The sequence below is a fragment of the Streptomyces sp. ICC4 genome (assembly GCF_003287915.1).
Taxonomy (GTDB): Bacteria; Actinomycetota; Actinomycetes; order Streptomycetales; family Streptomycetaceae; genus Streptomyces; species Streptomyces tritrimontium.
This window is the reverse complement of the sequence record NZ_CP030286.1, coordinates 4,146,928-4,173,306: the sequence shown is the minus strand read 5'-3', so window position 1 is coordinate 4,173,306 and position 26,379 is coordinate 4,146,928. Positions and strand designations below refer to the sequence as shown.

The window sequence follows — 26,379 nt, the reverse complement described above, 5'->3', positions numbered from 1 at the left end:
AACTTTGCACAAGTGTCCGCGTACGATAAGGGCCGTGTTGACCCCCCTCGCATATCTCGCCCGCCGCTGGACTCCGTCGCCCCGGACCGTCCAGCGGGCCGCGTTCGCAGCGGTGCTCATGAGCGTCGTCATCGTCGTCACCGGCGGCGCGGTACGGCTGACCGGATCCGGTCTCGGCTGCGACACATGGCCCAAGTGCACCGACGGCAGCCTGATCGTGACCCAGGAGCAGGGCTTCCACGGGGTCATCGAGTTCGGCAACCGCATGCTGACGTACGTGCTCTGCGCGGCCGTCGGCTGGGCGATCACCGCGGCCCGCTGCGCCACGCCGTGGCGGTGCTCGCTGACCCGGCTCGGCTGGCTCCAGTTCGCCATCGTGATGGGCAACGCGGTCCTCGGCGGCATCACCGTCCTGACGGGGCTCAACCCCTACAGCGTGGCCGGGCACTTCATGCTCGCCACCGCGCTGATCACCGTCACGACGATCACCTGGCAGCGCACCCGCGAGGGTGACGGCCCCGCCCGTCCGCGCGTGCCCGCTCCGGTGCGGGCCCTCTCGCGGGCGCTGATCGCGGCCACCGTCGTCCTGGTCGCGGCGGGCACCGTGGTCACCGGCTCCGGCCCGCACGCGGGCGACAGCAGCGAGATCAAGCGGATGCCGTTCGACTGGGCGACGACCGCCCACGTGCACGCGGTCTCCGCCTGGCTGGTGTGTGCGCTCGCCGTCGCGATGTGGCTGCTGCTGCGCGTGGCCGACTCCCCCGTCGACACCCGGGCCCGCGCCCGCGACCTGCTGATCGTGCTGCTCGCGCAGGGCGCCATCGGCTACGTCCAGTACTTCACCAAGGTTCCCGAGGCCCTGGTCGCCGCCCACATGCTCGGCTCCTGCCTGGTGTGGATCGCGGTGCTCCGGGTCGCGCTGAGCCTGCGCGAGCGGCCGTCGGCGCAGGCCGGCATCCCGGCCCAGGGCGACGCCCAGCTCACCAACGCCTGAGCCGTCCGCTCCCGTGCGGGGCTTGCCGCGCGGGGCTTGCCGTGCGGGCGTCAGCCCCGCTCGTCGAGCCGGTAGACGCGGCGTGCGTTGCCCGCCGCGACCATCGCCGCCACCCGCTCCGCGTCCCGCCAGGACCAGGAGCCCTCGGCGACCCAGCCGCCCAGGACCCGGCCCAGCGCCTCCCGGAAGGCCAGGGCTCCGACCGCGTGCAGTTCGGGCAGCTGCCGTCCGCCGCCGCCGAACATCAGCTTTCCGAACGGGGCGATCTCCAGGGACTCGGCGAGCACTTCGGTCGCCCGCGCCCCCGAGGGCCCGAGGGCGGCGCCCAGATCGGCGTGGACGTGCGGAAAGAGTGCCGCCAGTCGCGCGGCCTGCCGGTGGTACGGGTATCCGCCCAGCATGACCACCCGCGTACCGGGTCCCGCCGCCGCCCGCAGGAACTCCGTCAGCCGCCTCGGCTCCCCCGAGTCCCCGCCCGTGTGCAGCTGGAGCGGCAGTCCGGACGCCAGCGCGCTCCACAGCAGGTGCCGCAGGAGTACGGGATCCCGTACGGCCCCGCCCGACCGCCCCGTACCCCTCCCCGTACGGGCAGCCGCCCGCGCCGGCCCGCGCGGGCTCCCTCGCGCCGCCGAGCCCGAAGGCCACCGCCGGGTTCGTCCTCGCGGCCCTGCTCTGCTTCGCCGTCGGGATCTGGGCCCTGACCCAGATCTAGTTCCGGGTCCGGGTCTGGGTCCGGGTCCGGGTCGGGCCCTCAGCTCGGCCGGCGCCGGGACAGCAGGATCCAGCCACCGAGCACGAGCAGCAGCAGCGTCCCCGTGCCGAAGCCGGCGCCCGCGACCACGCGCATCACCGAACGGTTCTCGGCGGCGTCGGCGGCCTCCAGGGCCGTGGTGCCCTCCTTGGCGGCGGCGCGGTCCTCGGTCCCGACCCCGAAGCCCCCGGCGGCGAGGCCCTCGGCGTAGGCGGGGGCCTTGCCCGCCGCGCCGATGACCTCCAGGCGCAGGGTCAGCGGCACGGGCGCGGCGTCCTCGGTGAACTCCCCGACCTTCTTGGCCATGGTCACGCTGACGTAGTACCAGCCGGCCACCCGGACCGGCTCCACCTTCCGGTCCGAGGAGAAGCGGTTCTCGTACGCCACCGGCGCGGTCCGCGGCAGGGTGACGCTCGCCTGCTTGCCGTCGTAGGTGGCGTCCTCGTTGTCGACCAGGCCCCGGTACGGGGAGTACAGCGAGACGCTCAGCCCGGACGAGGCCGAGCCGTACTCCTTCGTCATCTTGCCGGCGGACAGCTCGGCCCCCAGGCCCAGTTGCTGCCCCCAGTCGAGCGGCACCCGGTAGTAGCGCGTCTGGCCGGGCCGCAGCTCGTCGCTCCACACCCCGCTGCCCAGGGCCCGCGCGTCGTTGAAGCCGCTCCCGCCGGTCCGCGGCGCCGGATCGGTCCCCGGCAGGGTCGGGGACGCCGACGGCCAGACGCTGGGCGCCGTGGTGGGCGCGCTGCCGCCGCCGAGCCCGGGCTCGCGCTGGACGCGCAGCTCCAGCGGCCAGGCGGCCTGGTCGGCGCCCTTGGACGCCGTGCGGGTGACCTTGACGTAGTAGGTGCCGGGCTGTTGGCAGCCCGAGTCCTCGCGCAGCATCCGGAAGCCCACGGCGCTGACGGGCACCGCGTCGTAGCCGAAGCTCCCCCGGCCCGGGTTTCCCGGGCAGTAGTGGTTCTCGGTGTTCACGACCTCCACCTCGACCCCGTCGCCGTAGGCGACCTTGGCGCCCACGGGCGGCTGGAGCACCCCGGAGACGTACATGGTCGAGCGGTCGTCTAGGTAGAGCCGGTAGTAGCGCTCGCCCGGGGCGATCGAGTCCTTGTAGAGCGACCCGGGCTCCAGCAGCGGGGAGCCCGCCGTCGACGGCTTGCCCTCGACGGCCTTCGCCCCGTCCGCGCCCCGGTAGGAGGGCACCGGCTGCGGGGTCCCCGCCGCTCCGGCGGCCCCCGGCAGGGCGGCGAGCAGCCCCAGGGCCGCCACCACCGCGCCCGCACCCGTCCGCACCCCGCGCCGGCCTGCCGGCCCGCGGCCTGCCAGACGCACGCCTGTCCGCCCCCGGCGTACCTGCCCCAGCACCTGCTCCATCACGTACATCCACCCCGAATTTGCCAGCGCAAGCCAAATCTTTGCATGTCGCAATTTTTCGTCACAGAGCAGCACAAAGCCCCGACCGCAGCGGCAGTCGGGGCTTTGGGATCAACCTTGGGTCTCACACACCGGAACCAGAAGGCACGGAGTCAGTTGCCTCCGTCCACAGGTCCTGCTCGGCGCGGTCCGCCTGGATCTGGCGGTACACGAGGAGCCCGCCGATGGCGGCCAGTGCGACCAGGAGCAGCTTCTTCACCGCGCGACCTCGTCTTTCGTTGACGTAGGAGACTTCTGGCGCCCAACAATACACACCGACCGATATCCGTTCGGCGGCCTTTCGACCAGCAGGTGGAACCCAACTGGCCCTACGACAAAGACCCCCAGGCCAAGGGCCTGGGGGTCTTCGACACTGTGGGGCTAACAGGATTTGAACCTGTGGCCTCATCCTTATCAGGGATGCGCTCTAACCAACTGAGCTATAGCCCCATCCGCGCTGCGCGCTGACTTCTGAAGGTTAGCGCACAGACCCGGTGACTCCAAAATCGGTTCCGGTGACCCGTCTGCGCAGGTCACCAGCCCGTCTGCCGACCCACCCCGCAGGGGTCTACTCGTCCTCGGCGAGGGTCAGCTCCACACCGCCGACGAAGCCCGCCGACAGGTTGTAGATGAACGCGCCCAGGGTCGCCAGCGCCGTCATGAGCACCACGTCGATGACCGAGATCACCGACGTGAAGATCAGGACGCGCGGCAGCGACAGGAAGGTCTGGAGGTCGAAGCCGTTGCTCTCGTTCGAGCCGGTGGCCTCGCTGATCGTGCCGCCGACGCTGGAGAAGATGCCCATGGCGTCCATGACCATCCACAGCACCACCGACGCGACGATCGTGCAGACGCCCAGCGCGATCGACAGCAGGAAGCTGACCTTCATCACCGACCAGGGGTCGGCCTTGGCCACCCTGAGCCGCGCCTTGCGCGTCCTGGGCGCCGTACGGGCCCCCGTGCGCGGCTTGCGCTGCGCCCCCGGGTCCCCGCCGCCGCGCGGCGCCCCGGGGCCCGAAGGCGCCGAGTACGCCTGCGGCGGGTGGTAGGGCTGCTGCGGACCGGCCGGCGGCTGGTTCGGCTGCGGCGGCTGCGATCCTCGGGTGTCCGTCACGGTTCCCCCCTGGGAGTCCGCGGCGGCGCCACGGGCACCGTTCGCTCCAGTCTCGGCCGGTCCGGCGCCCGTGGCTCCACTCACGCTTACTCCTCGTGCTCCCCAGCCGAGGGCTCCGTGCCCCCGGCAGCCTCCGCGGCCTGTCCTTCGACAGCCGCGTCGGTCCCGATCTCGTTCTCGCTGTCGTCGACCTCGTCAGCTTCCTGACCGGCCTCCGCGTTGCGGGCGATACCGACGACGGCATCCCGCTTGCCCAGGTTGATCAGCTGGACGCCCATGGTGTCACGGCCGGTCTCCCGTACTTCGTTGACGCGCGTACGAATCACACCACCGCCGAGGGTGATGGCGAGGATTTCGTCCGATTCGTCTACCACGAGCGCCCCGACGAGCGACCCGCGGTCCTCCACGATCTTCGCCGCCTTGATGCCCAGGCCGCCACGGCCCTGGACGCGGTACTCCTCGACCGGCGTCCGCTTGGCGTAGCCGCCGTCGGTCGCGGTGAAGACGAACGTACCGGGCCGGACCACGCTCATGGAGAGCAGTTCGTCCCCTCCGCGGAAACTCATGCCCTTCACGCCCGAAGTGGCGCGGCCCATCGGGCGCAGCGCGTCGTCGGTCGCCGTGAAGCGGATCGACTGCGCCTTCTTGCTGATGAGCAGCAGGTCGTCCTCGGAGGAAACCAGCTCGGCGCCGATCAGCTCGTCGGCGATGCCTTCGGCGCCGTTGTCGCTCTCCCGGAGGTTGATCGCGATGACGCCACCCGACCGGGGAGAGTCGTAGTCCTTGAGCGCCGTCTTCTTCACCAGGCCGCCCTTGGTGGCCAGGATCAGGTACGGGGCGATCTCGTAGTCGCGGATCGCGAGGATCTGGGCGATCTTCTCGTCCGGCTGGAAGGCCAGCAGGTTCGCCACGTGCTGCCCGCGGGCGTCGCGGCCGGCGTCCGGGAGCTCGTACGCCTTCGAGCGGTAGACCCGGCCCTTGTTCGTGAAGAACAGCAGCCAGTGGTGCGTGGTGGACACGAAGAAGTGGTCGACGAGGTCGTCCTGCTTCAGCTTCGTGCCGCGCACGCCCTTGCCGCCGCGCTTCTGCGAGCGGTAGTCCTCGGTCTTGGTGCGCTTGACGTACCCGCCGTGGGTGATCGTGACGACGATGTCCTCTTCGGCGATCAGGTCCTCCATGGACATGTCGCCGTCGAAGGGCACCAGCTTGGAACGCCGGTCGTCGCCGAACTTCTCGACGATGGCCGCCAGTTCCTCGCTGACGATCTGACGCTGGCGCTCCTCGGAGGCCAGGATCGCGTTGTACTCGTTGATCTTCGCCTGGAGCTCGTCGTGCTCCGCGACGATCTTCTGCCGCTCCAGGGCCGCGAGGCGGCGGAGCTGCATCTCCAGGATCGCGTTCGCCTGGATCTCGTCGATCGACAGCAGGCCCATCAGGCCCTCGCGGGCGATCTCGACCGTGTTGCTGCGCCGGATCAGCGCGATGACCTCGTCGATCGCGTCCAGCGCCTTGAGCAGACCGCGCAGGATGTGGGCGCGCTCCTCCGCCTTGCGCAGGCGGAACTTCGTGCGCCGGACGATGACCTCGATCTGGTGCGTCACCCAGTGGCGGATGAAGGCGTCGATCGACAGCGTGCGCGGCACGCCGTCCACCAGCGCCAGCATGTTCGCGCCGAAGTTCGTCTGCAGGTCGGTGTGCTTGTACAGGTTGTTCAGCACGACCTTGGCGACGGCGTCGCGCTTGAGGACGATCACCAGGCGCTGGCCGGTCCGGGACGAGGTCTCGTCGCGGACGTCGGCGATGCCGCCGACCTTGCCGTCCTTCACCAGGTCGGCGATCTTCTGCGCCAGGTTGTCGGGGTTGGTCTGGTACGGAAGCTCCGTGACCACCAGGCACTGGCGGTTCTGGATCTCCTCGACCTCGACCACCGCGCGCATCGTGATGGAGCCGCGCCCGGTCCGGTACGCCTCCTCGATGCCCTTGCGGCCCACGACCAGGGCGCCCGACGGGAAGTCCGGGCCCTTGATCCGCTCGAGGAGCGCGTCCTGGAGCTCCTCGTGCGAGGCCTCCGGGTGCTCCAGCGCCCACTGGGCGCCGGCCGCGACCTCGCGCAGGTTGTGCGGCGGGATGTTGGTGGCCATGCCGACCGCGATGCCGGCGGAGCCGTTGATCAGCAGGTTCGGGAACCGCGCCGGCAGGACGGTGGGCTCCTGGTTGCGGCCGTCGTAGTTGTCCTTGAAGTCGACGGTCTCCTCGTCGATGTCCCGGAGCATCTCCATGGCCAGCGGCATGAGCTTGCACTCGGTGTACCGCATCGCGGCCGCCGGGTCGTTGCCCGGGGAGCCGAAGTTGCCGTTGGAGTCCACGAGCGGCATGCGCAGCGACCACGGCTGGGCCAGGCGGACCAGGGCGTCGTAGATCGAGGAGTCACCGTGCGGGTGGTAGGTGCCCATGACGTCGCCGACGACGCGGGCGCACTTGTAGAAGCCCTTCTCGGGCCGGTAGCCGCCGTCGTACATCGCGTACAGCACACGGCGGTGGACCGGCTTGAGGCCGTCCCGTACGTCGGGCAGCGCGCGGGAGACGATGACGGACATCGCGTAGTCGAGGTAGGAGCGCTGCATCTCGGTCTCGAGCCCGACGGGCTCGATGCGCTGGACGGGCTGCTCCTCCGCGGAGTTCTCTGCGTTGTGAGCGGGCTGGGTGATTTCGTCGGCCATAGCTGGTCAGAAGTCCTTTCAAGCAGTCAGCTGAGCCGACTCAGATGTCGAGGAAGCGAACGTCCTTGGCGTTGCGCTGGATGAAGGAGCGCCGGGCTTCGACGTCCTCACCCATCAGCACCGAGAACAGGTCGTCGGCCTGCGCGGCGTCGTCCAGGGTGACCTGGCCGAGCACGCGGTGGTCCACGTCCATGGTGGTGATGCGCAGTTCCTCGGCGTTCATTTCGCCCAGACCCTTGAAGCGCTGGATCGAGTCTTCCTTGATCCGCTTGCCGTTCTGCTTGCCGAGCTCCACGAGCGCGTCGCGCTCGCGGTCCGAGTACGCGTACTCGAAGTCGTCCCGGCCCCACTTGATCTTGTACAGCGGCGGGCGCGACAGGTAGACGTGACCGGCCTCGACCAGCGGCCGCATGAAGCGGAACAGGAAGGTCAGCAGCAGGGTGTTGATGTGCTGGCCGTCGACGTCGGCGTCCGCCATCAGGATGATCTTGTGATAGCGGAGCTTCTCGATGTCGAAGTCCTCGTGCACGCCGGTGCCGAAGGCGCTGATCAGCGCCTGGACCTCGGTGTTCTGGAGGATCTTGTCGATCCGGGCCTTCTCGACGTTCAGGATCTTGCCGCGGATGGGCAGGATGGCCTGGTACATCGGGTTGCGGCCGGACTTCGCGGAGCCGCCGGCCGAGTCGCCCTCGACGATGAAGATCTCGCACTTGGTCGGGTCGTTCGACTGGCAGTCGGACAGCTTGCCCGGCAGCGAGGCGCTCTCCAGCAGGCCCTTGCGGCGGGTGAGGTCGCGGGCCTTGCGGGCCGCGACGCGCGCCGTGGCCGCCTGGATCGACTTGCGGATGATGTCCGCGGCCTCGTTCGGGTTGCGGTCGAACCAGTCGTTGAGGTGCTCGTGCACGACCTTCTGCACGAAGGTCTTGACCTCCGTGTTGCCCAGCTTGGTCTTCGTCTGGCCCTCGAACTGCGGCTCGCCCAGCTTCACCGAGATGATCGCGGTCAGACCCTCGCGGATGTCCTCGCCAGCGAGGTTGTCGTCCTTCTCGCGCAGGAACTTCTTCTCCCGCGCGTACCGGTTGACCAGACCCGTCATCGCCGCGCGGAAGCCCTCTTCGTGGGTGCCGCCCTCGTGCGTGTGGATCGTGTTCGCGAAGGAGTAGACGCCCTCGGTGTACTGCGAGTTCCACTGCATCGCGATCTCGACCGAGAGCGTGCGCTCCTTGTCCTCGGCCTCGACGTCGATGACCGTCGGGTGGATGAGCTCGCCCTTGCGCGAGTTCAGGTACGTCACGAAGTCGACGATGCCGCCCTCGTAGTAGTACTTGACCGTGCGCGCCTGCTGGTCGTCGGTCTCCTCGGCGGTGTCCGCCCCGACCGTGGCCTTGGCCGACTCGCGCTCGTCCGTCAGCGAGAGGGTCAGGCCCTTGTTGAGGAAGGCCATCTCCTGGAAGCGGCGCGCGAGCGTCTCGAAGGAGTACTCGGTGGTCTCGAAGATGTCGCCGTCGGCCCAGAAGGTGACCGTGGTGCCCGTCTCGGACGTCTCCTCGTTCTTGGCGAGGGGGGCCGTCGGGACACCCAGCTTGTAGTCCTGGGTCCAGCGGTAGCCGTCACGCCGGACCTCGACCGCGAGCTTCGTCGACAGGGCGTTCACGACGGAGACGCCGACACCGTGCAGACCGCCGGAGACGGCGTAGCCGCCGCCGCCGAACTTGCCGCCGGCGTGCAGGACGGTCAGCACGACCTCGACGGCCGGCTTGCCCTCGGAGGGGACGATGTCGACCGGGATGCCTCGGCCGTTGTCGATGACGCGCACGCCGCCGTCGGGCAGGATCGTGACGTCGATGGTGTCGGCGTGCCCGGCGAGGGCCTCGTCGACCGAGTTGTCGACGACCTCCTGGACGAGGTGGTGCAGGCCACGCTCGCCGGTGGAGCCGATGTACATGCCGGGCCGCTTGCGGACTGCGTCCAGGCCCTCCAGGACCTGGATCTGGCTGCCGGTGTACTCAACGGGTGCGGCGGGGTCGCCGCCGTTCCGGCCGGCTGTGGACTGGTTGTCGTTGGGGTTGCCGGAATCGGCCACGAAGCGCCCTTTCTGGCACAGCACAGGCCGTACTCCGGGCCGGCAGGCATGCAAGCGGGAGCGGCTGCGTCGATCTGCGTTGTCAGCGGTGGTCAGCTTTACTCGACTGAATCCCGCGCGTGCGCGGGATTCTCGTTCAGTCTACCGGTATCACCCCCATGAATGGGCGTTTGCCGGTACCTGAGTCCGCATGTGCCGCCCGGAAACTCCTCTCTCCGACTCCCCATATCCAGGGAGGGGCTCAAAGAGGCTCACACGGGCATTGAGCGCTTCGGGCTGTCAACCTCCCGCTACCGTGAGGGACACCACCCGCGCAGCCGTTCGCACCGGGCGCGCGGATGTCGGGTCACTCGTACGGGCGCTCGCGCGGGCGCCGCCGTACGAGCCTCGGGTACAGCCGTACGGAGCCCCGCGGGAGGCTCGCACCGCGGGGACGGGTCCGGCCCGGGCGAGGGCCGGGGGGTCACCCGTAGGTGTCGCCGGGGCCCTTGCTGCCCGGGGCCCGCAACGGGCCGTACCGCTTCGGCCCGCCGCCCGGACCGTGCACCTTGATCATCCGGACCGTGCCCTGCCCCAGGTCCCCGTTGAGCCGCGCCACCAGCTGCGGGGCCAGCAGTTTGAGCTGCGCCGCCCAGGCCGAGGAGTCGCAGCGCACGACCAGCTCGTGGTCCTCGTACCGGTCCGGCACGCAGTGCGCCGCGATGTCCGGGCCGACGATCTCCGGCCAGCGCTCCATCACGCCCGCCACCGCCATCGGCATCTCCCAGCCGCGCTCCGTGCGCAGCCGGTCCAGCGCCGCCATCAGCGGCATCGGGTCCCGGCCGTCCGCGCGGGCGCCCGAGCGCAGGCCCGGCTGCTGCTGGCGCTTCCTGCCCGTCGCCGCGTTGCCCCGGGCGCGCGCCTGCTCCCGCGCCGCCGCCAGCGCCTGGCGCGCCAGGTCCACGCCCGAGGGCTCGGGGGCCTTGCGCACGGGCTCCTGGCCGCCGTCCCGCGTCGTATCGCTCACAGCCGCGTCACCTCGCCTCCGGACACCGCGAACCGCGTCCCGACCAGCACTCCCGGGACGTCGTCGTCGACCGCCGCCGTCACCAGCACCTGCTCGCCCGGCGCCACCAGCTCCGCCAGCCGCTCCCGGCGCCGCGTGTCCAGCTCCGCGAACACGTCGTCGAGGATCAGCACCGGCTCGCTGCCCTCCGAGCGCAGCAGCTCGTAGGAGGCCAGCCGCAGCGCCAGGGCGTACGACCAGGACTCGCCGTGGCTCGCGTACCCCTTGGCCGGCAGCTCGCCCAGGCGCAGCACCAGGTCGTCGCGGTGCGGGCCCACCAGGGTCACGCCGCGCTCGATCTCCTGCTTGCGCACCTCGACCAGCGCGGCGAGGAGCACCTCGTACAGCGCCTCGCGGGTGCGCGCCTCACCCCGGTCCACGGCCTCGCCGGCGGAGGCCTTGTAGGTCAGGGCGAGCGGGCCGCCGCCGGGCGCGAGCTGCTCGTACGCCTTGTCGGCGAGCGGAAGGAGCGTCGCGATCAGGTCGAGGCGCTGGGCGAGCAGTTCGGCGCCCACGCGCGCCAGGTGCTGGTCCCACACGTCGAGGGTGGACAGGTCCATCGAGCGGCCGCCGTGCCGGCGGGCCATCGCCGCGGACTTCAGCAGGGTGTTGCGCTGCTTGAGCACCCGCTCGTAGTCCGAGCGGACCGCCGCCATGCGCGGGGAGCGCGCGGTCACGAGCTCGTCGAGGAAACGGCGCCGCTCCCCCGGGTCGCCCTTCACCAGGGCCAGGTCCTCGGGCGCGAACAGCACCGTCCGGACGATGCCCAGCACGTCCCGGGGCCTGACCTGCGAGGACCTGTTGATCCTGGCCCGGTTCGCGCGGCCCGGGTTGAGCTCCAGCTCCACCAGCTGCTGCCGCTCGCCCTGGATCACGGCGCCCCTGATGACGGCCCGCTCCGCGCCCATGCGCACGAGCGGGGCGTCCGAGGAGACGCGGTGGCTGCCGAGGGTCGCGAGGTAGCCGATGGCCTCGACGAGATTGGTCTTGCCCTGGCCGTTGGGGCCCACGAAAGCCGTGACGCCCGGGTCGAGGGGAACCTCGGCCCGGGCGTACGAGCGGAAGTCGGCCAGCGAGAGATGCGAAACGTGCATGACGGCGCCGACCTCCCCCGGCTTCCTGCTGCTGTGCTCTGCTCTGCTCCGCTCCGCTCTGTGGAGCTGTGGAGCTGCGGAGCTCTGGTGCGGTGTGCTGATCCACAGACCTGTGGATCAGCGCACCGGGTTGTGGATTACTTCTTCTCGACCGCGTGGCCGCCGAACTGGTTGCGCAGCGCGGCGATCATCTTCATCTGCGGGGAGTCGTCCTGGCGGGACGCGAAGCGCGCGAAGAGCGAGGCGGTGATCGCCGGCAGCGGGACGGCGTTGTCGATCGCCGCCTCGACCGTCCAGCGGCCCTCGCCCGAGTCCTGCGCGAACCCGCGCAGCTGCTGCAGGTGCTCGTCCTCGTCCAGCGCGTTCACGGCCAGGTCCAGCAGCCAGGAACGGATGACCGTGCCCTCCTGCCAGGACCGGAACACCTCGCGGACGTCGGTGACCGAGTCGACCTTCTCCAGGAGCTCCCAGCCCTCGGCGTAGGCCTGCATCATGGCGTACTCGATGCCGTTGTGGACCATCTTCGCGAAGTGGCCGGCGCCGACCTTGCCGGCGTGCACGGCGCCGAACTCGCCCTCGGGCTTGAGGGCGTCGAAGACCGGCTGGACGGCCGCGACGTGCTCCTTGTCGCCGCCGTACATCAGCGCGTAGCCGTTCTCCAGGCCCCACACGCCGCCGGAGACTCCGCAGTCCACGAAGCCGATGCCCTTGGCCGCCAGCTCCTCGGCGTGCTTCTCGTCGTCGGTCCAGCGCGAGTTGCCGCCGTCGACGACGATGTCGCCGGGCGAGAGCAGTTCGCCGAGCTCGTCGACGGTGGACTGGGTCGCGGCGCCCGCCGGGACCATCACCCACACCACGCGGGGGGCCTGCAGGCTGTCCACAAGTTCCGACAGGCTGTGGACATCCGCGAGGTCCGGGTTGCGGTCGTATCCGATGACGGTGTGGCCGGCGCGGCGGATGCGCTCGCGCATGTTGCCGCCCATCTTGCCGAGACCGACGAGACCAAGCTCCATCAGGTGGTTCCTTAAGCGTTGTGGCCGTCTGTACCGGGGTGGCCCCCGCTGCCCGGGGACATCCCCCCGCCGAGCCTACGCCGGGGCGCCGTCCCCGGCCCCACGGGCGCTCCGGGCGGCCGCGCAGAGCGGCGTACGGGGCCGTCGGCGGGGTCTGTGGACGCCGTCGGGCCCGGCCCCGCGGAGCAGGACCGGGCCCGACGGGACGGACTCAGCCGGAGAGGCGGACCGGCATGATCAGGTACTTGTACGCCTCGTCCGCCTCGGCGTCGACCGCGGGGCGGCCGCTGAGCAGCGCCGGCTTGGTGGACGTCGTGAAGCTCAGCTGGGCGGCGGGAGAGTCGATCGCGCTCAGGCCGTCCAGCAGGAAGGTCGGGTTGAAGGCGATCGAGATGTCGTCGCCCTCCAGCTTCGCGTCGACGCGCTCCACAGCCTGTGCGTCGTCGGAGGAGCCGGCCTCCAGGATCAGCACGCCCTGCTCGAAGCTGAGGCGGACCGGGGTGTTGCGCTCGGCGACGAGGGCCACGCGCTTGACCGCCTCGACGAACGGGGCGGTCTCGATCACGGCGACGGAGTTGAACTCGGTCGGGAAGAGCGTGCGGTACTTCGGCAGGTCGCCCTCGAGGAGGCGGGTGGTGGTGCGGCGGCCGGCGCCCTCGAAGCCGATGAGGCCCTCGCCCTGGCCGGAGCCGGACAGCGCGATGGTGACCGTGTCGCCGCTGGTGAGCGCCTTGGCGGTGTCCAGGAGCGTCTTGGCGGGGACCAGGGCCACCGCGGAGGCCTCCGGGTCCTCGGGCTTCCACAGGAACTCGCGGACCGCGAAGCGGTAGCGGTCGGTGGAGGCGAGGGTGACGCGGTCGCCCTCGATCTCGATGCGGACACCGGTCAGCACGGGCAGCGTGTCGTCGCGGCCGGCGGCGATGGCGACCTGGGCGGCGGCGGAGGCGAAGACCTCGCCGGGCACGGTGCCGGTCGCGGTCGGCATCGTCGGCAGCGCCGGGTATTCCTCCACAGGCAGGGTGTGGAGTGTGAACCGGGAGGAGCCGCAGACCACGGTCGCCCGTACACCGTCTGTGGAAATCTCCACCGGGCGGTTGGGCAGGGCGCGGCAGATGTCGGCGAGCAGCCGGCCGGAGACCAGGACGATGCCGTCCTCCTCGACGTCCGCCTCGACGGAGACGCGGGCCGAAACCTCGTAGTCGAAGCCGGAGAGGGACAGCTTGCCCTCCTCGGCCTTCAGCAGCAGGCCCGCGAGAACGGGCACCGGCGGCCGGGCCGGGAGGCTACGGGCAGCCCAGGCCACCGCCTCCGCGAGTACGTCGCGCTCCACCCGGATCTTCACCGGAAACCGCCTCCTGCTGTTGCTCGCTCGTCTGCCGGCCTTCGTCGTCGGCTCGTCGATGCCTCGACCGATGCCGGGGACCAGTCTGACGTACGGCGCCGACAGTCGTCGCTGCTGGCGGTCAAGTCGGGAGCGAGGTGTCGGGGAGGGCGATCCACCGAGTTGTGCACAGGTCCTGCTTGAAAACCGAAACCGGGCTAACTCTCTATGGGGGTAGTAGTAGGGCCTGTGGAAACGGTGCATAACAGTGTTTTTGCAGGTCAGGCCGTGTTTTTTATCCCCACACCCTGTGGGTGGAGCCGGTGGAAAACCGGGGGTGTCTGTGGAGAACAAAAAGTTCTGCACAGGCCATCCCCAGATGACCCCGACTACTCCACAGGTGCGTCCCCAGGTTTCCCCCAGTACTCCACAGCCCAAACGTCGACTTCGGTGTGACCGCTTTCACTCGGGGCGGTGACAGGGGGCTCCGGGTTGCCGAACAGTGGACAACGCTGTGGGGAAGTCATCTGATCCTGTGCACAGCACCCGGGAAGCTGTGGACCGCCGGTGGACAACGCGGTGGACGGAGCTGTGGATGAAAATTCTGTCCACAGCCTGTGGATAGTCGTTGCGCACAAATCCACAGGGGTCTGACCAGCCCTGATGGTGCCTCACGCCTGGGGCCTGTGGACAGCCTTGTGGGTGGATCCGTCCGTCCCCACCCTGTGGACGGAAGAAAGTCGGCCAATCTGTGGATGAGTTGCTCCATTGGGGGCGTATTCGAACAGATCGGGGGCGCACGCACGACGAAGGGCGCCCCCGAAGTGACCCGGGAGCGCCCTGAGAAAGCGTTTGAGGAGGCCTCGGCGACGCCCGTACGGCCCTCGATGCGCGTCGGAGTCAGCCGTTCTTGATGCGGTTGGTGAGCTCCGTGACCTGGTTGTAGATGGAGCGCCGCTCCGCCATCAGAGCGCGGATCTTGCGGTCCGCGTGCATGACCGTGGTGTGGTCGCGGCCGCCGAACTGCGCCCCGATCTTCGGCAGGGAGAGGTCCGTGAGCTCCCGGCACAGGTACATGGCGATCTGCCGGGCGGTGACGAGCACGCGGCTGCGCGAGGAGCCGCACAGGTCGTCCACGGTGAGCCCGAAGTAGTCCGCGGTGGCGGCCATGATGTCCGTCGCGGTGATCTCGGGCGCGCTGTCCTCGCCGCCGGGGATCAGGTTCTTCAGGACGTCCTCGGTCAGGCCGAGGTCGACCGGCTGCCGGTTCAGGCTCGCGAAGGCCGTGACCCGGATCAGCGCCCCCTCCAGCTCGCGGATGTTGCGCGAGATGCGGGAGGCGATGAACTCCAGCACCTCCGGCGGGGCGTTGAGCTGCTCCTGGACGGCCTTCTTGCGCAGGATCGCGATGCGGGTCTCCAGCTCGGGCGGCTGGACGTCGGTGATCAGGCCCCACTCGAAGCGGTTGCGGAGCCGGTCCTCCAGGGTGACGAGCTGCTTGGGCGGCCGGTCGGAGGAGAGCACGATCTGCTTGTTGGCGTTGTGGAGCGTGTTGAAGGTGTGGAAGAACTCCTCCTGCGTCGACTCCTTGCTCGCCAGGAACTGGATGTCGTCGACGAGCAGGATGTCCATCTCGCGGTAGCGCTTGCGGAAGGCGTCGCCCTTGCCGTCGCGGATCGAGTTGATGAACTCGTTGGTGAACTCCTCGGAGCTCACGTACCGCACCCGGGTGCCGGGGTAGAGGCTCCGCGCGTAGTGCCCGATGGCGTGCAGCAGGTGCGTCTTGCCCAGACCCGACTCCCCGTAGATGAAGAGGGGGTTGTACGCCTTCGCCGGCGCCTCGGCGACGGCCACCGCGGCGGCGTGCGCGAAGCGGTTGGAGGCGCCGATGACGAAGGTGTCGAAGAGGTACTTGGGGTTCAGCCGGGCCGTCGGCTCGAGCGGGCCCGAGGTGGAGCCGCCGGACGGGGCCGAGGGCGCGGGCCGGCTGGGCGCCTGGCGCGCGGGCTGCTGCTCGTAGCCGCCCTGCTGCTCGTACTGGCGGGACTGGCGCTGCTGCTGGCCGTCATAGCCCTGCTGCTCGTACTTCTGCTGCTCGTAGGAGCCCTGGTCATAGGAGGAGGGCTCGGGCTGCTGGAGGTAGCCCGGCTGCGGGGAGGCGTACGGATCGCGGTCGGGGAAGCCGCCGAGGCGGGGCTGCTGCCAGCCGTAGTCGTCCTGCTGGCCGCCGCGGGGCCAGGCGCCGGGCTCGGGGCGCGGCTGCTGGTAGTCCGGGTAGGCGGGGCGGGCGTTCGGGAGCTGGTCGTCGCCGGGGCCCGTGTGGCCCGTGTGACCGGTGTGGCCCCCCGGCCCGGTGTGGCCTCCGGGGCGCTGGCTTCCGTACGGCTCGTAGGCGTCGCGCGCGGAGGGAGCGGACGGGGCCTGGGGCGCGGGCTCGCCGGCGGAATCGTCCACGGTGATGGCGATCCGGATGGGGCGGCCGCACTCGCGGCTGAGCGCGTCGCTGATGAGGGGGGCGAGGCGGCCCTCGAGGACGCGCTTGCCGTATTCGTTGGGGACGGCGAGCAGAGCGGTGTCGGCGACGAGGGCGAGCGGCTGGCAGCGCTCGACCCACTGCTTGTCCTTGGGCTCGATGCTGTTCTGTCCCTCCCCGAGGAGCTTCTCGAGCACCCTTGGCCACACTGCGGCAAGATCGGCAGGTACGTCAGCCACAGAGCACGCTCTCTCAGAGGGGGTCCCACGAATGTGTGGTTCTTTGGGACGGTCGGGACAAAAAATCCGGGGTCAGGCAACGGTAGTCAGGCCGACGGGTACGGTTCAAGTCGTTGTCCACAGCCTGTGCACAGTGTGGGGCACCGCAGCCTCGGTTTGACCGGATGGCGTAGCCGCGCGTACCGTAACGAGGTCGAGTTGTCGATGGCTGCTGCCGCCTGCCTACCGATGGGCGAAGATCACTGGTCGTGATCGTTTTGCGGTGCCACTCGGGCGAACACGCGAGTTTTCTCCTCGTGGGCGCACGGTGACAGCCAGGCGATGTCCCGCCTAAACGATTTATTCTCTGGAGCCCTCGAGTGAGCAAGCGCACCTTCCAGCCGAACAACCGCCGTCGTGCCAAGACCCACGGCTTCCGTCTCCGGATGCGTACCCGTGCCGGTCGCGCGATCCTCGCGAACCGTCGTGGCAAGGGCCGCAGCGCCCTCTCCGCGTAACTGACGGGCGGATCGTGACGTCGTGCTGTCTCCCGAAAATCGGCTGAGGCGGCGCGAGGACTTCGCGAGCGCGGTACGTCGAGGTCGTCGGGCTGGTCGCCCGCTCCTCGTCGTCCACCTACGTACAAGCGGTGCAACGGACCCGCACGAGCCGGGGGAGATCGATCCCTCGACGCGTGCGGGTTTCGTCGTCAGCAAGGCTGTCGGCGGCGCCGTCGTACGCACCCGGGTCAAGCGCCGGTTGCGCCATCTCATCCGCGATCGGCTGTCCGGGTTGCCCGAAGGTAGCCTGGTGGTGGTACGGGCTCTGCCCGGAGCGGGTGATGCCGGTTACGACGACCTGGCCCGGGACCTTGATGCCGCACTGCTGCGGCTCTCGGGAGGCGAGGCTCGATGAAGTACCCGCTGCTCGCATTGATCAAGCTGTACCAGTGGACCATCAGTCCGCTGCTCGGGCCGGTGTGCCGCTACTACCCCTCGTGTTCGCACTACGGGTACACGGCCATCGACCGGCATGGTGCGGTGAAGGGGACGGCTCTGACCGCCTGGCGGATCCTGCGGTGCAATCCGTGGTCCCCGGGTGGCGTGGACCACGTCCCACCCCGGAAACGCCCGCGTTGGCACGAGCAGCTGCGCAGTGCGTTGCGTAGATCTCGCAATGCTCAAGGAGCCTGATTAGTGGACACGATTGCCAGTTTTTTCAGCTTTATTACCACGCCTGTCTCGTGGATCATCGTCCAGTTCCACAAGGTGTACGGCGCCATGTTCGGCGCGGACAGTGGTTGGGCCTGGGGCCTGTCCATCGTCTCCCTGGTGATCTTGATCCGCATCTGCCTGATCCCGCTCTTCGTGAAGCAGATCAAGGCGACGCGCGGCATGCAGGCGATCCAGCCGAAGATGAAGGCGATCCAGGAGCGCTACAAGAACGACAAGCAGCGCCAGTCCGAAGAGATGATGAAGCTGTACAAGGAGACGGGTACCAACCCGCTCTCCTCGTGCCTTCCCATCCTGGCGCAGTCCCCGTTCTTCTTCGCGCTCTACCACGTGCTCGCCTCCATCGCCAACGGCACCCCGATCGGCAAGATCGACGGCCCGCTGCTGGAGAGCGCGCGTAACGCGCACATCTTCGGCGCCCCGCTGGCGTCCAAGTTCACGGACAGCGCGGACAAGGTCGCCGCTCTCGGCGCCTCGATCACCGACGTGCGGATCGTCACCGCGATCATGATCGTGATGATGTCGCTGTCGCAGTTCTACACGCAGCGCCAGCTGATGCAGAAGAACGTCGACCTCTCGGTCAAGACGCCGTTCATGCAGCAGCAGAAGATGCTGATGTACGTCTTCCCCCTGATCTTCGCGGTCATGGGCATCAACTTCCCCGTCGGCGTCCTCGTCTACTGGCTGACCACGAACCTGTGGACCATGGGCCAGCAGATGTTCGTGATCAGCCGGAACCCCACCCCGGGCAGCATGGCCCAGGACCAGTACCTGACGCGTCTGCTGAAGCAGGTCTCCTCGCACGGCGAGCTCAAGGGCCGGGGCAAGAAGAAGATCGTCGCGGGGATCGTGGCCAAGGGCCCGGACCGCAACGACAACGAGCGCAAGTTCATCACCGCTCTGACCAAGCAGGGCTTGGCCGCGCAGGCGGACGGCTCCGTGGCGAAGAGCGTCGAGGCGACCGTCGACGCCGATGCGGCAGGCGGCGGTCTCCAGAAGCGGCAGCAGCCCAAGAGGCAGTCGAAGTCGCAGCGCCAGACGCCCCCCAGCAAGCCCTCTCCCAAGAAGTAAGAAGGAGTCCCTCCCGTGACGGAAGGCACCACCACCGCCGCCGCTGAGAGTGGCGACACCCTGACCCGCCTCGAGCAGGAGGGTGAGATCGCGGCTGACTACCTTGAGGGTCTGCTGGACATCGCCGACCTGGACGGCGACATCGACATGGACGTCGAGGCGGACCGCGCCTCGGTCTCCATCGTCAGTGAGTCCGCGCGCGACCTGCAGAAGCTCGTGGGCCGCGACGGAGAGGTGCTGGAGGCTCTGCAGGAGCTGACCCGCCTCGCCGTGCACCGCGAGACCGGGGACCGCAGCCGGCTGATGCTGGACATCGGCGGGTTCCGGGCGAAGAAGCGCGAGGAGCTGGCGGCGCTCGGCGCCCAGGCCTCGGCGGACGTGAAGGCGTCCGGCGAGCCCCTGAAGCTGGCCCCGATGACCCCGTTCGAGCGGAAGGTCGTCCACGATGCGGTGGCGGCCGCCGGTCTGCGGAGCGAGTCGGAGGGCGAGGAGCCGCAGCGCTTCGTCGTCGTGCTCCCGGCCTGACCGGAAGCTTGAGTGTTCGGCCCCGTCTGTCTCGCAGGCGGGGCCGATGTTTGTCAGCCTGGCAGTGACGACGTGGCCCGCGGCACGGCACGGCCACAACCATGCGGTACGGAAGGACGGTCCCCGTGACGGAGGCAGCTGAGCTTCCCCCGATGCCTGAAGAAGCGCCCCCGGCACCCGAAGAGGCGCGCGCGGTGTTCGGTGAGTTTTTCCCGGAAGCTGTGCGGTACGTGGAGCTGCTGGCGGACGCGGGCGTGAAGCGGGGTCTGATCGGGCCGCGCGAGGTGCCGCGGCTCTGGGAGCGGCACGTGCTGAACTGCGCCGTGCTCGCCGAGGTGGTGCCCGAGGGCGTCACCGTGTGCGACGTGGGCTCGGGTGCCGGCCTCCCCGGCATCCCACTGGCCCTGCTGCGCCGTGACCTGAAGATCACGCTGCTGGAGCCGCTGCTGCGCCGCACGAACTTCCTCCAGGAGGCCGTGGAGCTGCTCGGGCTCGACCACGTGACGGTGGTGCGCGGGCGGGCCGAGGAAGTCCTCGGCAAGCTGCAGCCGGTGCACGTGGTGACGGCGCGGGCGGTGGCCCCCCTCGACCGGCTCGCCGGATGGGGCGTTCCCCTGCTGCGGCCGTACGGCGAGATGCTGGCGCTCAAGGGCGACACCGCCGAGGAGGAGCTGGTGTCGGCGAAGGCCGCGCTGGCCAAGCTCGGTGTGGTGAAGACCTCGGTGCTGCACGTCGGCGAGGGCATCGTGGACCCGCTGACCACGGTGGTGCGGGTCGAGGTGGGCGAGAGCCCCGGCGGTGTGAGGTTCGCGACGAAGCGGGCCAAGGCCGCCCGGGTGAGCCGCACCCGGCGGCGCCGCTGATCCCCGGCCGCCCGGTTCTCTGTGCGGGCGGCCCCGGATCCGGCGGAGTTTCGGGGCGTGTTGCGCCCTATAGGTATGGATTTCGGAGTGTCGTAGCGGCCGGATGACTCCGTCCGGGCATCGTGTTTCACGTGAAACGTCGCTCTCTGCTGCACGGAATCATCAGCCGCGGTCGTGCGGCTGCGTCCCCCCGTCACCGCAAGCACGAAGGGGGGACGGAGTTGTCCACATCGGTGGATTCATCCACAGGAGTGCGGGCCCCGCTGGTTCGCGACCCCGGTGACATGGCAGGCTCTGTTCATCGCGAGCCTGATGCCGAGGAGAGTGACACCGTGCGGTCAGACGCCAACCTTGCGGGGCCGATGGCCGAACCGGTCCCCGGTCCCCGCTCTGAATCGCCGGGTGAAGATGTTTCACGTGAAACATCGGCCCCGCCGCTAGTGGACAACGAAGACACGCCCATCGGCCGAGCCGCGCAGATCGCGGTCGAGGCGCTGGGCCGTGCGGGTGAGGGCCTGCCCAGGCCCGCACAGACCCGGATCATGGTGGTCGCCAACCAGAAGGGCGGCGTGGGCAAGACCACGTCGACCGTGAACCTGGCCGCCTCCCTGGCCCTGCACGGTGCGCGGGTCCTGGTGGTCGACCTCGACCCGCAGGGCAACGCCTCCACGGCGCTGGGCATCGACCACCACGCCGACGTGCCGTCCATCTACGACGTGCTCGTGGACAGCCGGCCCCTGATGGAGGTCGTCCAGCCGGTCGCCGATGTGGAGGGGCTCTTCTGCGCTCCGGCCACCATCGACCTGGCCGGCGCGGAGATCGAGCTGGTCTCCCTCGTGGCGCGGGAGAGCCGCCTCCAGCGGGCCATCCAGGCGTACGAGCAGCCGCTCGACTACATCCTGATCGACTGCCCGCCCTCGCTGGGCCTGCTGACGGTGAACGCCCTGGTCGCGGGCGCCGAGGTGCTGATCCCGATCCAGTGCGAGTACTACGCGCTGGAGGGGCTGGGTCAACTGCTGCGCAACGTCGACCTGGTGCGGGCCCACCTGAACCCGACGCTGCACGTGTCCACGATCCTGCTGACGATGTACGACGGCAGGACCCGGCTGGCCTCGCAGGTGGCGGAGGAGGTGCGCACGCACTTCGGCAAGGAGGTGCTGCGCACGAGCATCCCGCGGTCGGTCCGCATCTCCGAGGCCCCGAGCTACGGGCAGACGGTGCTGACCTACGATCCGGGTTCCAGCGGTTCCCTCTCCTACCTGGAGGCGGCGCGGGAGATCGCGCTGCGCGGGGCCGGCATCCAGTACGACGCCCAGCACCCTCATCTGAGTGCGGGCCTGAACAACACGCAGAGCATGGCGGAGGGGATCCAGTGAGTGAGCGACGTAGGGGTCTGGGGCGGGGGCTCGGCGCGCTGATTCCCGCGGCTCCCCAGGAGAAGACGCCGCCGGTGATCGGCGCCGGGTCGACGTCTCCGTCGGCGGTTCCGGTGCTGCCCTCGGAGCGGGGGATCGCGGCGGCGAGGCTGGCCTCGCTGGCGCAGGCCGATGTTTCACGTGAAACATCGGTGCCGATCGTGGCGGCCGAGCCGGAGCCGGCAGCGGATCCGGCGGCCGGCGAGGTGGCGGGTGCGACGTTCGCGGAGCTCCCGATGGACTCGATCACGCCGAACCCGCGGCAGCCGCGGGAAGTGTTCGACGAGGACGCGTTGGCCGAGCTGGTGACCTCCATCCAGGAGGTGGGCCTGCTCCAGCCGGTGGTGGTCCGGCAGGCGGCCCCGGGCCGCTACGAACTCATCATGGGCGAGCGGCGCTGGCGGGCGTGCCGGGAGGCGGGCCTGCAGCGGATTCCGGCCATCATCCGTGCCACGGACGACGAGAAGCTGCTGCTGGACGCGCTGTTGGAGAACCTGCACCGGGCTCAGCTGAACCCGCTGGAGGAAGCCGCCGCGTACGACCAGCTCCTCCAGGACTTCAACTGCACGCACGACCAGCTGGCGGACCGGATCGGGCGCTCGCGCCCCCAGGTCTCGAACACGCTGCGCCTGCTGAAGCTGTCGCCGCCCGTGCAGCGCCGGGTGGCGGCGGGCGTCCTGTCGGCGGGGCACGCGCGGGCCCTGCTCTCGGTGGACAACTCCGAGGAGCAGGACCGGCTGGCGCACCGGATCGTGGCCGAGGGCCTCTCGGTGCGCGCGGTCGAGGAGATCGTCGCGCTGATGGGGTCCGAGAATCCGGGCGCGGTGAAGTCGAAGGGTCCGCGGGCCGGGGCCCGGGTCGCCCCCGCGCTGAACGAGCTGGCGACGCGGCTGTCCGACCGCTTCGAGACGCGGGTGAAGGTGGACCTGGGTCAGAAGAAGGGCAAGATCACCGTCGAGTTCGCGTCCATGGAGGACCTGGAGCGGATCCTGGGCACGCTGGCGCCGGGCGAGGGCCGGGTGCTGGACCAGGGACTCTCCGGGGAGTAGCGCCCAGCCTGGGGGCGGGTCGTGCCGGTGCGAACCGGCGCGGCCCGCCCCTTTGCCTTGTTGCGGTTTCGGGTGATTCGAGCTGTGGATACGATGCGGTCATGGGTCGTCGGCTGGTACCGCTCACGCTGGACAACCTTCAGGACCTGCCCCGGCGTTGCCGGTCCTGTGTCTTCTGGGAGCTGGATCCCGTCACCGGTGCGGCTGCGGTGAAGGCGGGCACCTCTGCCCAGGAGAAGGAGGCGTGGATCTCCGCCGTGCTGCTCGAATGGGGTTCGTGCGGCCGGGTGGTCTACGTGGACGAGGTGCCCGTCGGGTTCGTCCTGTACGCCCCGCCGGCCTATGTGGCGCGCGCGACCGCCTTCCCGACCAGTCCGGTCTCACCGGACGCCGCACAGCTCATCACGGCGTGGATCATGCCGGGGTATCAGGGGCAGGGCCTGGGGCGGGTGATGGTCCAGGCGGTGGCGAAAGACCTGCTGCGCAGGGGGTTCCGGGCGATCGAGGCGTTCGGCGACGTCCGGTGGGAGCGTCCGGCCTGTCTCCTGCCGGCCGACCACCTGCTGGCGGTGGGCTTCAAGACGGTCCGGCCGCATCCGGTCCACCCCCGGCTGCGGCTGGAGTTGCGGTCCACGCTGTCGTGGAAGGAAGACGTGGAGCTGGCCCTGGACCGGCTGCTGGGCGCGGCCCGCAAGGAGCCGGCGCTGCGGCCGCTCTGACGCGGCTGCCGTATCGCTGTGGCGCTGCCGAGCTGCGGCGCCGCTGCGCGGGACATGCGAACGGGGCCGCCCCCGGCCAGGGGCGGCCCCGTTCGCATGTCACCGGTGCGGGTGCGTCAGACGGTCTTGACCTCGACGAAGTCCGCCAGGTCGCGCAGGATGGCGGCCTTCGGCTTGGCGCCGACGATGGTCTTGGCGACCTCGCCGCCCTGGTAGACGTTCAGCGTCGGGATGGACATGACGCCGTACTTGGCGGCCGTGGCCGGGTTCTCGTCGATGTTGAGCTTGACGATCTCGATCTGGTCCCCGTACTCGGCGGCGATGGCCTCGAGGGAGGGAGCGATCTGGCGGCACGGACCGCACCAGGCGGCCCAGAAGTCCACCAGGACGGGCTTGTCGCTCCTGAGGACCTCGGCGTCGAAGTCAGCGTCGGTCACGTTCTTGAGGGTGCCGGCCACAGCGGCCTCCTTCTTTTCCTGCGGGGAGAGTGGGGTGTGGTGCTGCTGGGTGTGCGTCAGACCGTCGCGTGCGTCTTCTCGGCGTCCGCGAGGGCGGCGAGGAAGCGCTCGGCGTCGAGGGCGGCGGAGCAGCCGGTGCCCGCGGCGGTGATGGCCTGGCGGTAGGTGTGGTCGACGACGTCGCCCGCGCCGAACACACCGGTGAGGCTGGTGCGGGTGGACGGGGCGTCGACCTTGAGGTAGCCCTCGGAGTCGAGGTCCAGCTGGTCCTTGAAGAGCTCCGTGCGCGGGTCGTGGCCGACGGCGATGAAGAGGCCGGTCACGGGCAGCTCGGAGGTCTCACCGGTCTTGGTGTTGCGCAGGGTGAGTCCCGAGAGCTTCTGCTCGCCGTGGATCGCGGCGACCTCGCTGTCCCAGGCGAACTTGATCTTCGGGTCGGCGAACGCGCGGTCCTGCATGGCCTTGGAGGCGCGCAGCGAATCGCGGCGGTGCACGATCGTGACGGACTTGGCGAACCGGGAGAGGAAGGTGGCTTCCTCGATCGCGGTGTCGCCGCCGCCGACCACGACGATGTCGTGGTCCTTGAAGAAGAAGCCGTCGCAGGTGGCGCACCAGGAGACGCCGCGTCCGGAGAGGGCGTCCTCGTTCGGCAGGCCGAGCTTGCGGTGCTGCGAGCCGGTGGTCACGATCACGGCCTTGGCACGGTGCACGGTGCCGGCGGTGTCGGTGACGGTCTTGATCTCGCCGGTGAGGTCCACGGCCACCACGTCGTCCGGAACCAGCTCGGCGCCGAAACGCTCGGCCTGGCCGCGCATGTTGTCCATGAGGTCGGGCCCCATGATGCCGTCCTGGAAGCCGGGGAAGTTCTCGACCTCGGTGGTGTTCATCAGCGCGCCGCCGGCGGTGACGGCACCTTCGAAGACCAGGGGCTTGAGCGAAGCGCGTGCGGTGTACAGGGCGGCGGTGTAACCGGCCGGCCCGGAGCCGATGATGATCACGTTTCGAACGTCGCTCACGGGTTGCTTCCTCGTCTCTGGACTGCCTGCTGCCTACCGGGGGGTGGGCCGGTGTGAACCTTCACCCCACCCAACGGATCCTACGGCGCATGCATTCCCGCGCTGACCCCCTCGGCCCTGCGGGGTCTCAGCTCCGGGGGTAGGTGGCGGTCAGCAGCGGCTTCCCCGGGGCGGCCGACGGGGTGCCGACGCAGGTGGAGGGGACGAGGTAGGCGTCCACGGAGGCGGGGTCGCCGGGGTGCGGCAGGACGACGAGGAAGACTTCGGTCCCCTCGTAGGTGCCCTGCTCGGAGCCCAGCGGGCTCTCGGAGCGGCCGGTGGCCTTCTGGACGCAGGCCGGGACGGGGGGTGCCTCGCGGTCCCCCGGGGCGAGCTCCGGCGAGGTCGGGGGGCTGTTCTCCACTCCGAGGGTCTTGTTCCGGTCCCCCGCGCCCGTGTCTCCCTTCGGCTGGTCCCCGGTGGCGAGGAGCTCCCGGACCTGTCCCTGGAGCCCCTGCGCGGTGTACTCGTCCCCGCCGGGCCTGGACAGCGCGGTGGCGGCATCGCCTTGGGCGCTCCGGTCGGGGGAGGAAGCGGGGCCGGAGACCAGGTTGAACAGCAGGAGGCCGGCGGCGCAGGAAGCGAGCAGGCCGCCGGCGAGGGCGATCCGCAGGCGGGCCCGGCGCCGACCGGGGCCGGTTGGGCCGGCCGGGTGACCGGAGGGCCGCGGGGCGGCGGCCCGCGTGGGCCGGTCGGGCGGTGTTTCACGTGAAACAGCGGGGTCGGACAGGCCGCGGGCCGCGGGCCGCGGTGCGGGGGCGGCGTCCTCGCGCGGGGTGGTGGCGTCGAGGAGCGCTTCGGCGGCGAGGGCCGCGTCGATCCGGCCGGAGATGTCGGCGGGCATGCGGGCGGGCCCGGGAAGGGTGCCGAGCAGGGCCCGGATCTCCTCCAGGGAGGCGCGTACGTCGGCGCACAGGGCGCAGTCGCCGAGATGGCTGCGGACCTCCGCCGTACGGGACGGGGAGAGGAGGCCCTCCGTCAGCTCGGAGATCTCCGAGACGTCGGGGTGCCGGACCGTGCCGGTCGTGGTGCTCACGCTCGCCCACCTCCGCCCTTCACTGCGTTGGGGTCCGGGGCTGCGTCCCCGCGGTCTGCCGCCGGTGGGACGGTTGTCCCGGGTGTCCGGTTCCTTCCCCGCCCGGTGTCGGTGTTATCCCCGGTGGACGTGCGCAGATGAGTGAGGAGCGGGACCAGTTTCGCCCGGCCGCGCGCACACCGGCTCTTCACGGTGCCGACGGGGACGTCGAGCAGCCGGGCCGCCTCGGCGACGGGGTAGCCCTGCATGTCGACCAGGACGAGCGCGGCGCGCTGCTCGGCCGGCAGGGTGCCCAGGGCGGCCAGGAGCTGGCGGTGGAGGTCCTGGCGCTCCGCGGGGGCCTCGGCGGACTCGTGGGGCTCCAGGAGGCGCTCCAGGCGGTCCGTGTCGTCAAGGGGGGACGTCCTGCGGGAGGCGGCCTTGCGGGCCCGGTCCAGGCAGGCGTTCACGGTGATGCGGTGGAGCCAGGTGGTGACGGCGGACTCCCCGCGGAAGGTGTGCGCGGCCCGGTAGGCGGAGACCAGGGCGTCCTGCACGGCGTCGGCGGCCTCCTCCCGGTCGCCGAGCGTGCGCAGGGCCACCGCCCACAGCCGGTCGCGGTGGCGGCGGACGAGCTCACCGAACGCGTCGGGATCGCCGGCGGCGTGCAGCGACAGGAGTTCCTGGTCGCTGCGGCCGTCGGGTGTGGCTTCGTTCAACGGTGGGCCCTCCCCCTGCTGT

The 26,379-nt window shown here is 70.3% G+C and carries 23 protein-coding genes, 1 tRNA gene and 2 pseudogenes; 10 read left to right on the top strand and 16 right to left on the bottom strand.

The window, feature by feature from the left end:
• The first annotated feature begins 4 nt into the window (after positions 1–4).
• A complete protein-coding gene (locus DRB89_RS19330) occupies positions 5–994 on the top strand; it encodes a COX15/CtaA family protein (RefSeq protein WP_239516227.1) in 990 nt (329 codons plus the stop codon).
• 50 nt (positions 995–1,044) lie between these two features.
• On the opposite strand, the pseudogene DRB89_RS19325 reads toward DRB89_RS19330, so the two are convergent.
• The 12 genes and pseudogenes from DRB89_RS19325 to dnaA all read right to left on the bottom strand — a co-directional run.
• A pseudogene (locus tag DRB89_RS19325) lies at positions 1,045–1,560 on the bottom strand (amidohydrolase family protein); the annotation flags it as partial.
• Positions 1,561–1,745: 185 nt separating this feature from the next.
• Positions 1,746–3,074 (bottom strand): hypothetical protein, encoded by a 1,329-nt coding sequence (locus DRB89_RS19320; RefSeq protein WP_239516226.1) that lies wholly within the window; start codon positions 3,072–3,074, stop codon positions 1,746–1,748.
• A 166-nt stretch (positions 3,075–3,240) separates the two neighbouring features.
• Positions 3,241–3,375: a DLW-39 family protein gene (locus DRB89_RS19315; protein ID WP_208809277.1), complete on the bottom strand. Its 135-nt coding sequence runs from the start codon at positions 3,373–3,375 to the stop codon at positions 3,241–3,243.
• 156 nt (positions 3,376–3,531) lie between these two features.
• Positions 3,532–3,605: transfer RNA gene (locus tag DRB89_RS19310), tRNA-Ile, on the bottom strand.
• Positions 3,606–3,723: 118 nt separating this feature from the next.
• Positions 3,724–4,353, bottom strand: coding sequence for a DUF3566 domain-containing protein (locus tag DRB89_RS19305; RefSeq protein ID WP_112447999.1), 630 nt, complete (start codon positions 4,351–4,353; stop codon positions 3,724–3,726).
• A 2-nt stretch (positions 4,354–4,355) separates the two neighbouring features.
• A complete protein-coding gene (gene gyrA, locus DRB89_RS19300) occupies positions 4,356–6,989 on the bottom strand; it encodes a DNA gyrase subunit A (RefSeq protein ID WP_112448000.1) in 2,634 nt (877 codons plus the stop codon).
• Positions 6,990–7,029: 40 nt separating this feature from the next.
• Complete coding sequence (gyrB, locus tag DRB89_RS19295; protein WP_112448001.1) at positions 7,030–9,096, bottom strand: DNA topoisomerase (ATP-hydrolyzing) subunit B; 2,067 nt, start codon at positions 9,094–9,096, stop codon at positions 7,030–7,032.
• Positions 9,097–9,535: 439 nt separating this feature from the next.
• Positions 9,536–10,078 (bottom strand): DUF721 domain-containing protein, encoded by a 543-nt coding sequence (locus DRB89_RS19290; protein ID WP_112448002.1) that lies wholly within the window; start codon positions 10,076–10,078, stop codon positions 9,536–9,538.
• The gene (gene recF, locus DRB89_RS19285) at positions 10,075–11,211 is read right to left on the bottom strand and encodes a DNA replication/repair protein RecF (protein WP_112448003.1); all 1,137 of its coding nucleotides are present in this window, start codon (positions 11,209–11,211) and stop codon (positions 10,075–10,077) included. Before recF ends, DRB89_RS19290 begins: the two co-directional genes overlap by 4 nt.
• A gap of 137 nt (positions 11,212–11,348) precedes the next feature.
• Positions 11,349–12,224, bottom strand: coding sequence for a phosphogluconate dehydrogenase (NAD(+)-dependent, decarboxylating) (gene gnd / locus DRB89_RS19280; RefSeq protein ID WP_112448004.1), 876 nt, complete (start codon positions 12,222–12,224; stop codon positions 11,349–11,351).
• 211 nt (positions 12,225–12,435) lie between these two features.
• On the bottom strand, positions 12,436–13,566 hold the full coding sequence (dnaN, locus tag DRB89_RS19275) for a DNA polymerase III subunit beta (protein WP_112448005.1): 1,131 nt from the start codon (positions 13,564–13,566) through the stop codon (positions 12,436–12,438).
• 879 nt (positions 13,567–14,445) lie between these two features.
• Positions 14,446–16,257, bottom strand: a complete 1,812-nt coding sequence (dnaA, locus tag DRB89_RS19265; protein ID WP_112448006.1) for a chromosomal replication initiator protein DnaA — start codon at positions 16,255–16,257, stop codon at positions 14,446–14,448.
• A 359-nt stretch (positions 16,258–16,616) separates the two neighbouring features.
• Between dnaA and rpmH the strand changes: the two genes are divergently transcribed.
• The 9 genes and pseudogenes from rpmH to DRB89_RS19220 all read left to right on the top strand — a co-directional run bounded on the left by rpmH (position 16,617) and on the right by DRB89_RS19220 (position 23,110).
• Positions 16,617–16,754: a 50S ribosomal protein L34 gene (gene rpmH, locus DRB89_RS19260; protein ID WP_112448007.1), complete on the top strand. Its 138-nt coding sequence runs from the start codon at positions 16,617–16,619 to the stop codon at positions 16,752–16,754.
• Between the two features lie 22 nt (positions 16,755–16,776).
• Positions 16,777–17,151: a ribonuclease P protein component gene (gene rnpA, locus DRB89_RS19255; RefSeq protein ID WP_112448008.1), complete on the top strand. Its 375-nt coding sequence runs from the start codon at positions 16,777–16,779 to the stop codon at positions 17,149–17,151.
• A pseudogene (yidD, locus tag DRB89_RS19250) lies at positions 17,148–17,402 on the top strand (membrane protein insertion efficiency factor YidD); the annotation flags it as partial. The gene rnpA and the pseudogene yidD, both read left to right, overlap by 4 nt.
• Positions 17,403–17,432: 30 nt before the next feature.
• Positions 17,433–18,539 carry a membrane protein insertase YidC gene (gene yidC / locus DRB89_RS19245; protein WP_112448009.1) on the top strand — a complete coding sequence of 369 codons (1,107 nt, stop codon included), beginning with the start codon at positions 17,433–17,435 and terminating at the stop codon, positions 18,537–18,539.
• Positions 18,540–18,554: 15 nt separating this feature from the next.
• On the top strand, positions 18,555–19,064 hold the full coding sequence (locus DRB89_RS19240; protein ID WP_112448010.1) for a R3H domain-containing nucleic acid-binding protein: 510 nt from the start codon (positions 18,555–18,557) through the stop codon (positions 19,062–19,064).
• A gap of 152 nt (positions 19,065–19,216) precedes the next feature.
• Positions 19,217–19,927 carry a 16S rRNA (guanine(527)-N(7))-methyltransferase RsmG gene (gene rsmG / locus DRB89_RS19235; RefSeq protein WP_112448011.1) on the top strand — a complete coding sequence of 237 codons (711 nt, stop codon included), beginning with the start codon at positions 19,217–19,219 and terminating at the stop codon, positions 19,925–19,927.
• Between the two features lie 284 nt (positions 19,928–20,211).
• Complete coding sequence (locus DRB89_RS19230; RefSeq protein ID WP_112448012.1) at positions 20,212–21,303, top strand: ParA family protein; 1,092 nt, start codon at positions 20,212–20,214, stop codon at positions 21,301–21,303.
• Positions 21,300–22,391: a ParB/RepB/Spo0J family partition protein gene (locus DRB89_RS19225; RefSeq protein WP_112448013.1), complete on the top strand. Its 1,092-nt coding sequence runs from the start codon at positions 21,300–21,302 to the stop codon at positions 22,389–22,391. The genes DRB89_RS19230 and DRB89_RS19225 overlap by 4 nt, the downstream gene beginning before the upstream one ends.
• A gap of 101 nt (positions 22,392–22,492) precedes the next feature.
• Positions 22,493–23,110: a GNAT family N-acetyltransferase gene (locus DRB89_RS19220; RefSeq protein ID WP_112448014.1), complete on the top strand. Its 618-nt coding sequence runs from the start codon at positions 22,493–22,495 to the stop codon at positions 23,108–23,110.
• 116 nt (positions 23,111–23,226) lie between these two features.
• Here the strand turns inward: DRB89_RS19220 and trxA are convergent, their stop codons facing one another.
• The 4 genes from trxA to sigM all read right to left on the bottom strand — a co-directional run bounded on the left by trxA (position 23,227) and on the right by sigM (position 26,357).
• On the bottom strand, positions 23,227–23,568 hold the full coding sequence (trxA, locus tag DRB89_RS19215) for a thioredoxin (RefSeq protein ID WP_112448015.1): 342 nt from the start codon (positions 23,566–23,568) through the stop codon (positions 23,227–23,229).
• A gap of 56 nt (positions 23,569–23,624) precedes the next feature.
• The gene (gene trxB, locus DRB89_RS19210; protein WP_112448016.1) at positions 23,625–24,584 is read right to left on the bottom strand and encodes a thioredoxin-disulfide reductase; all 960 of its coding nucleotides are present in this window, start codon (positions 24,582–24,584) and stop codon (positions 23,625–23,627) included.
• Between the two features lie 127 nt (positions 24,585–24,711).
• Positions 24,712–25,659: a hypothetical protein gene (locus tag DRB89_RS19205; protein ID WP_112448017.1), complete on the bottom strand. Its 948-nt coding sequence runs from the start codon at positions 25,657–25,659 to the stop codon at positions 24,712–24,714.
• Positions 25,656–26,357, bottom strand: a complete 702-nt coding sequence (gene sigM, locus DRB89_RS19200; protein WP_112448018.1) for an RNA polymerase sigma factor SigM — start codon at positions 26,355–26,357, stop codon at positions 25,656–25,658. The genes DRB89_RS19205 and sigM overlap by 4 nt, the downstream gene beginning before the upstream one ends.
• Positions 26,358–26,379 lie beyond the last annotated feature (22 nt).

Excerpts from the sequence above, each read along its gene's own strand:
- gyrA (WP_112448000.1), bottom strand. The coding sequence starts at position 6,989 with ATGGCCGACGAAATCACCCAGCCCGCTCACAACGCAGAGAACTCCGCG.
- recF (WP_112448003.1), bottom strand. The coding sequence starts at position 11,211 with ATGCACGTTTCGCATCTCTCGCTGGCCGACTTCCGCTCGTACGCCCGG.
- gnd (WP_112448004.1), bottom strand. The coding sequence starts at position 12,224 with ATGGAGCTTGGTCTCGTCGGTCTCGGCAAGATGGGCGGCAACATGCGC.
- rsmG (WP_112448011.1), top strand. The coding sequence starts at position 19,217 with ATGCCTGAAGAAGCGCCCCCGGCACCCGAAGAGGCGCGCGCGGTGTTC.
- DRB89_RS19230 (WP_112448012.1), top strand. The coding sequence starts at position 20,212 with ATGGCAGGCTCTGTTCATCGCGAGCCTGATGCCGAGGAGAGTGACACC.
- DRB89_RS19220 (WP_112448014.1), top strand. The coding sequence starts at position 22,493 with ATGGGTCGTCGGCTGGTACCGCTCACGCTGGACAACCTTCAGGACCTG.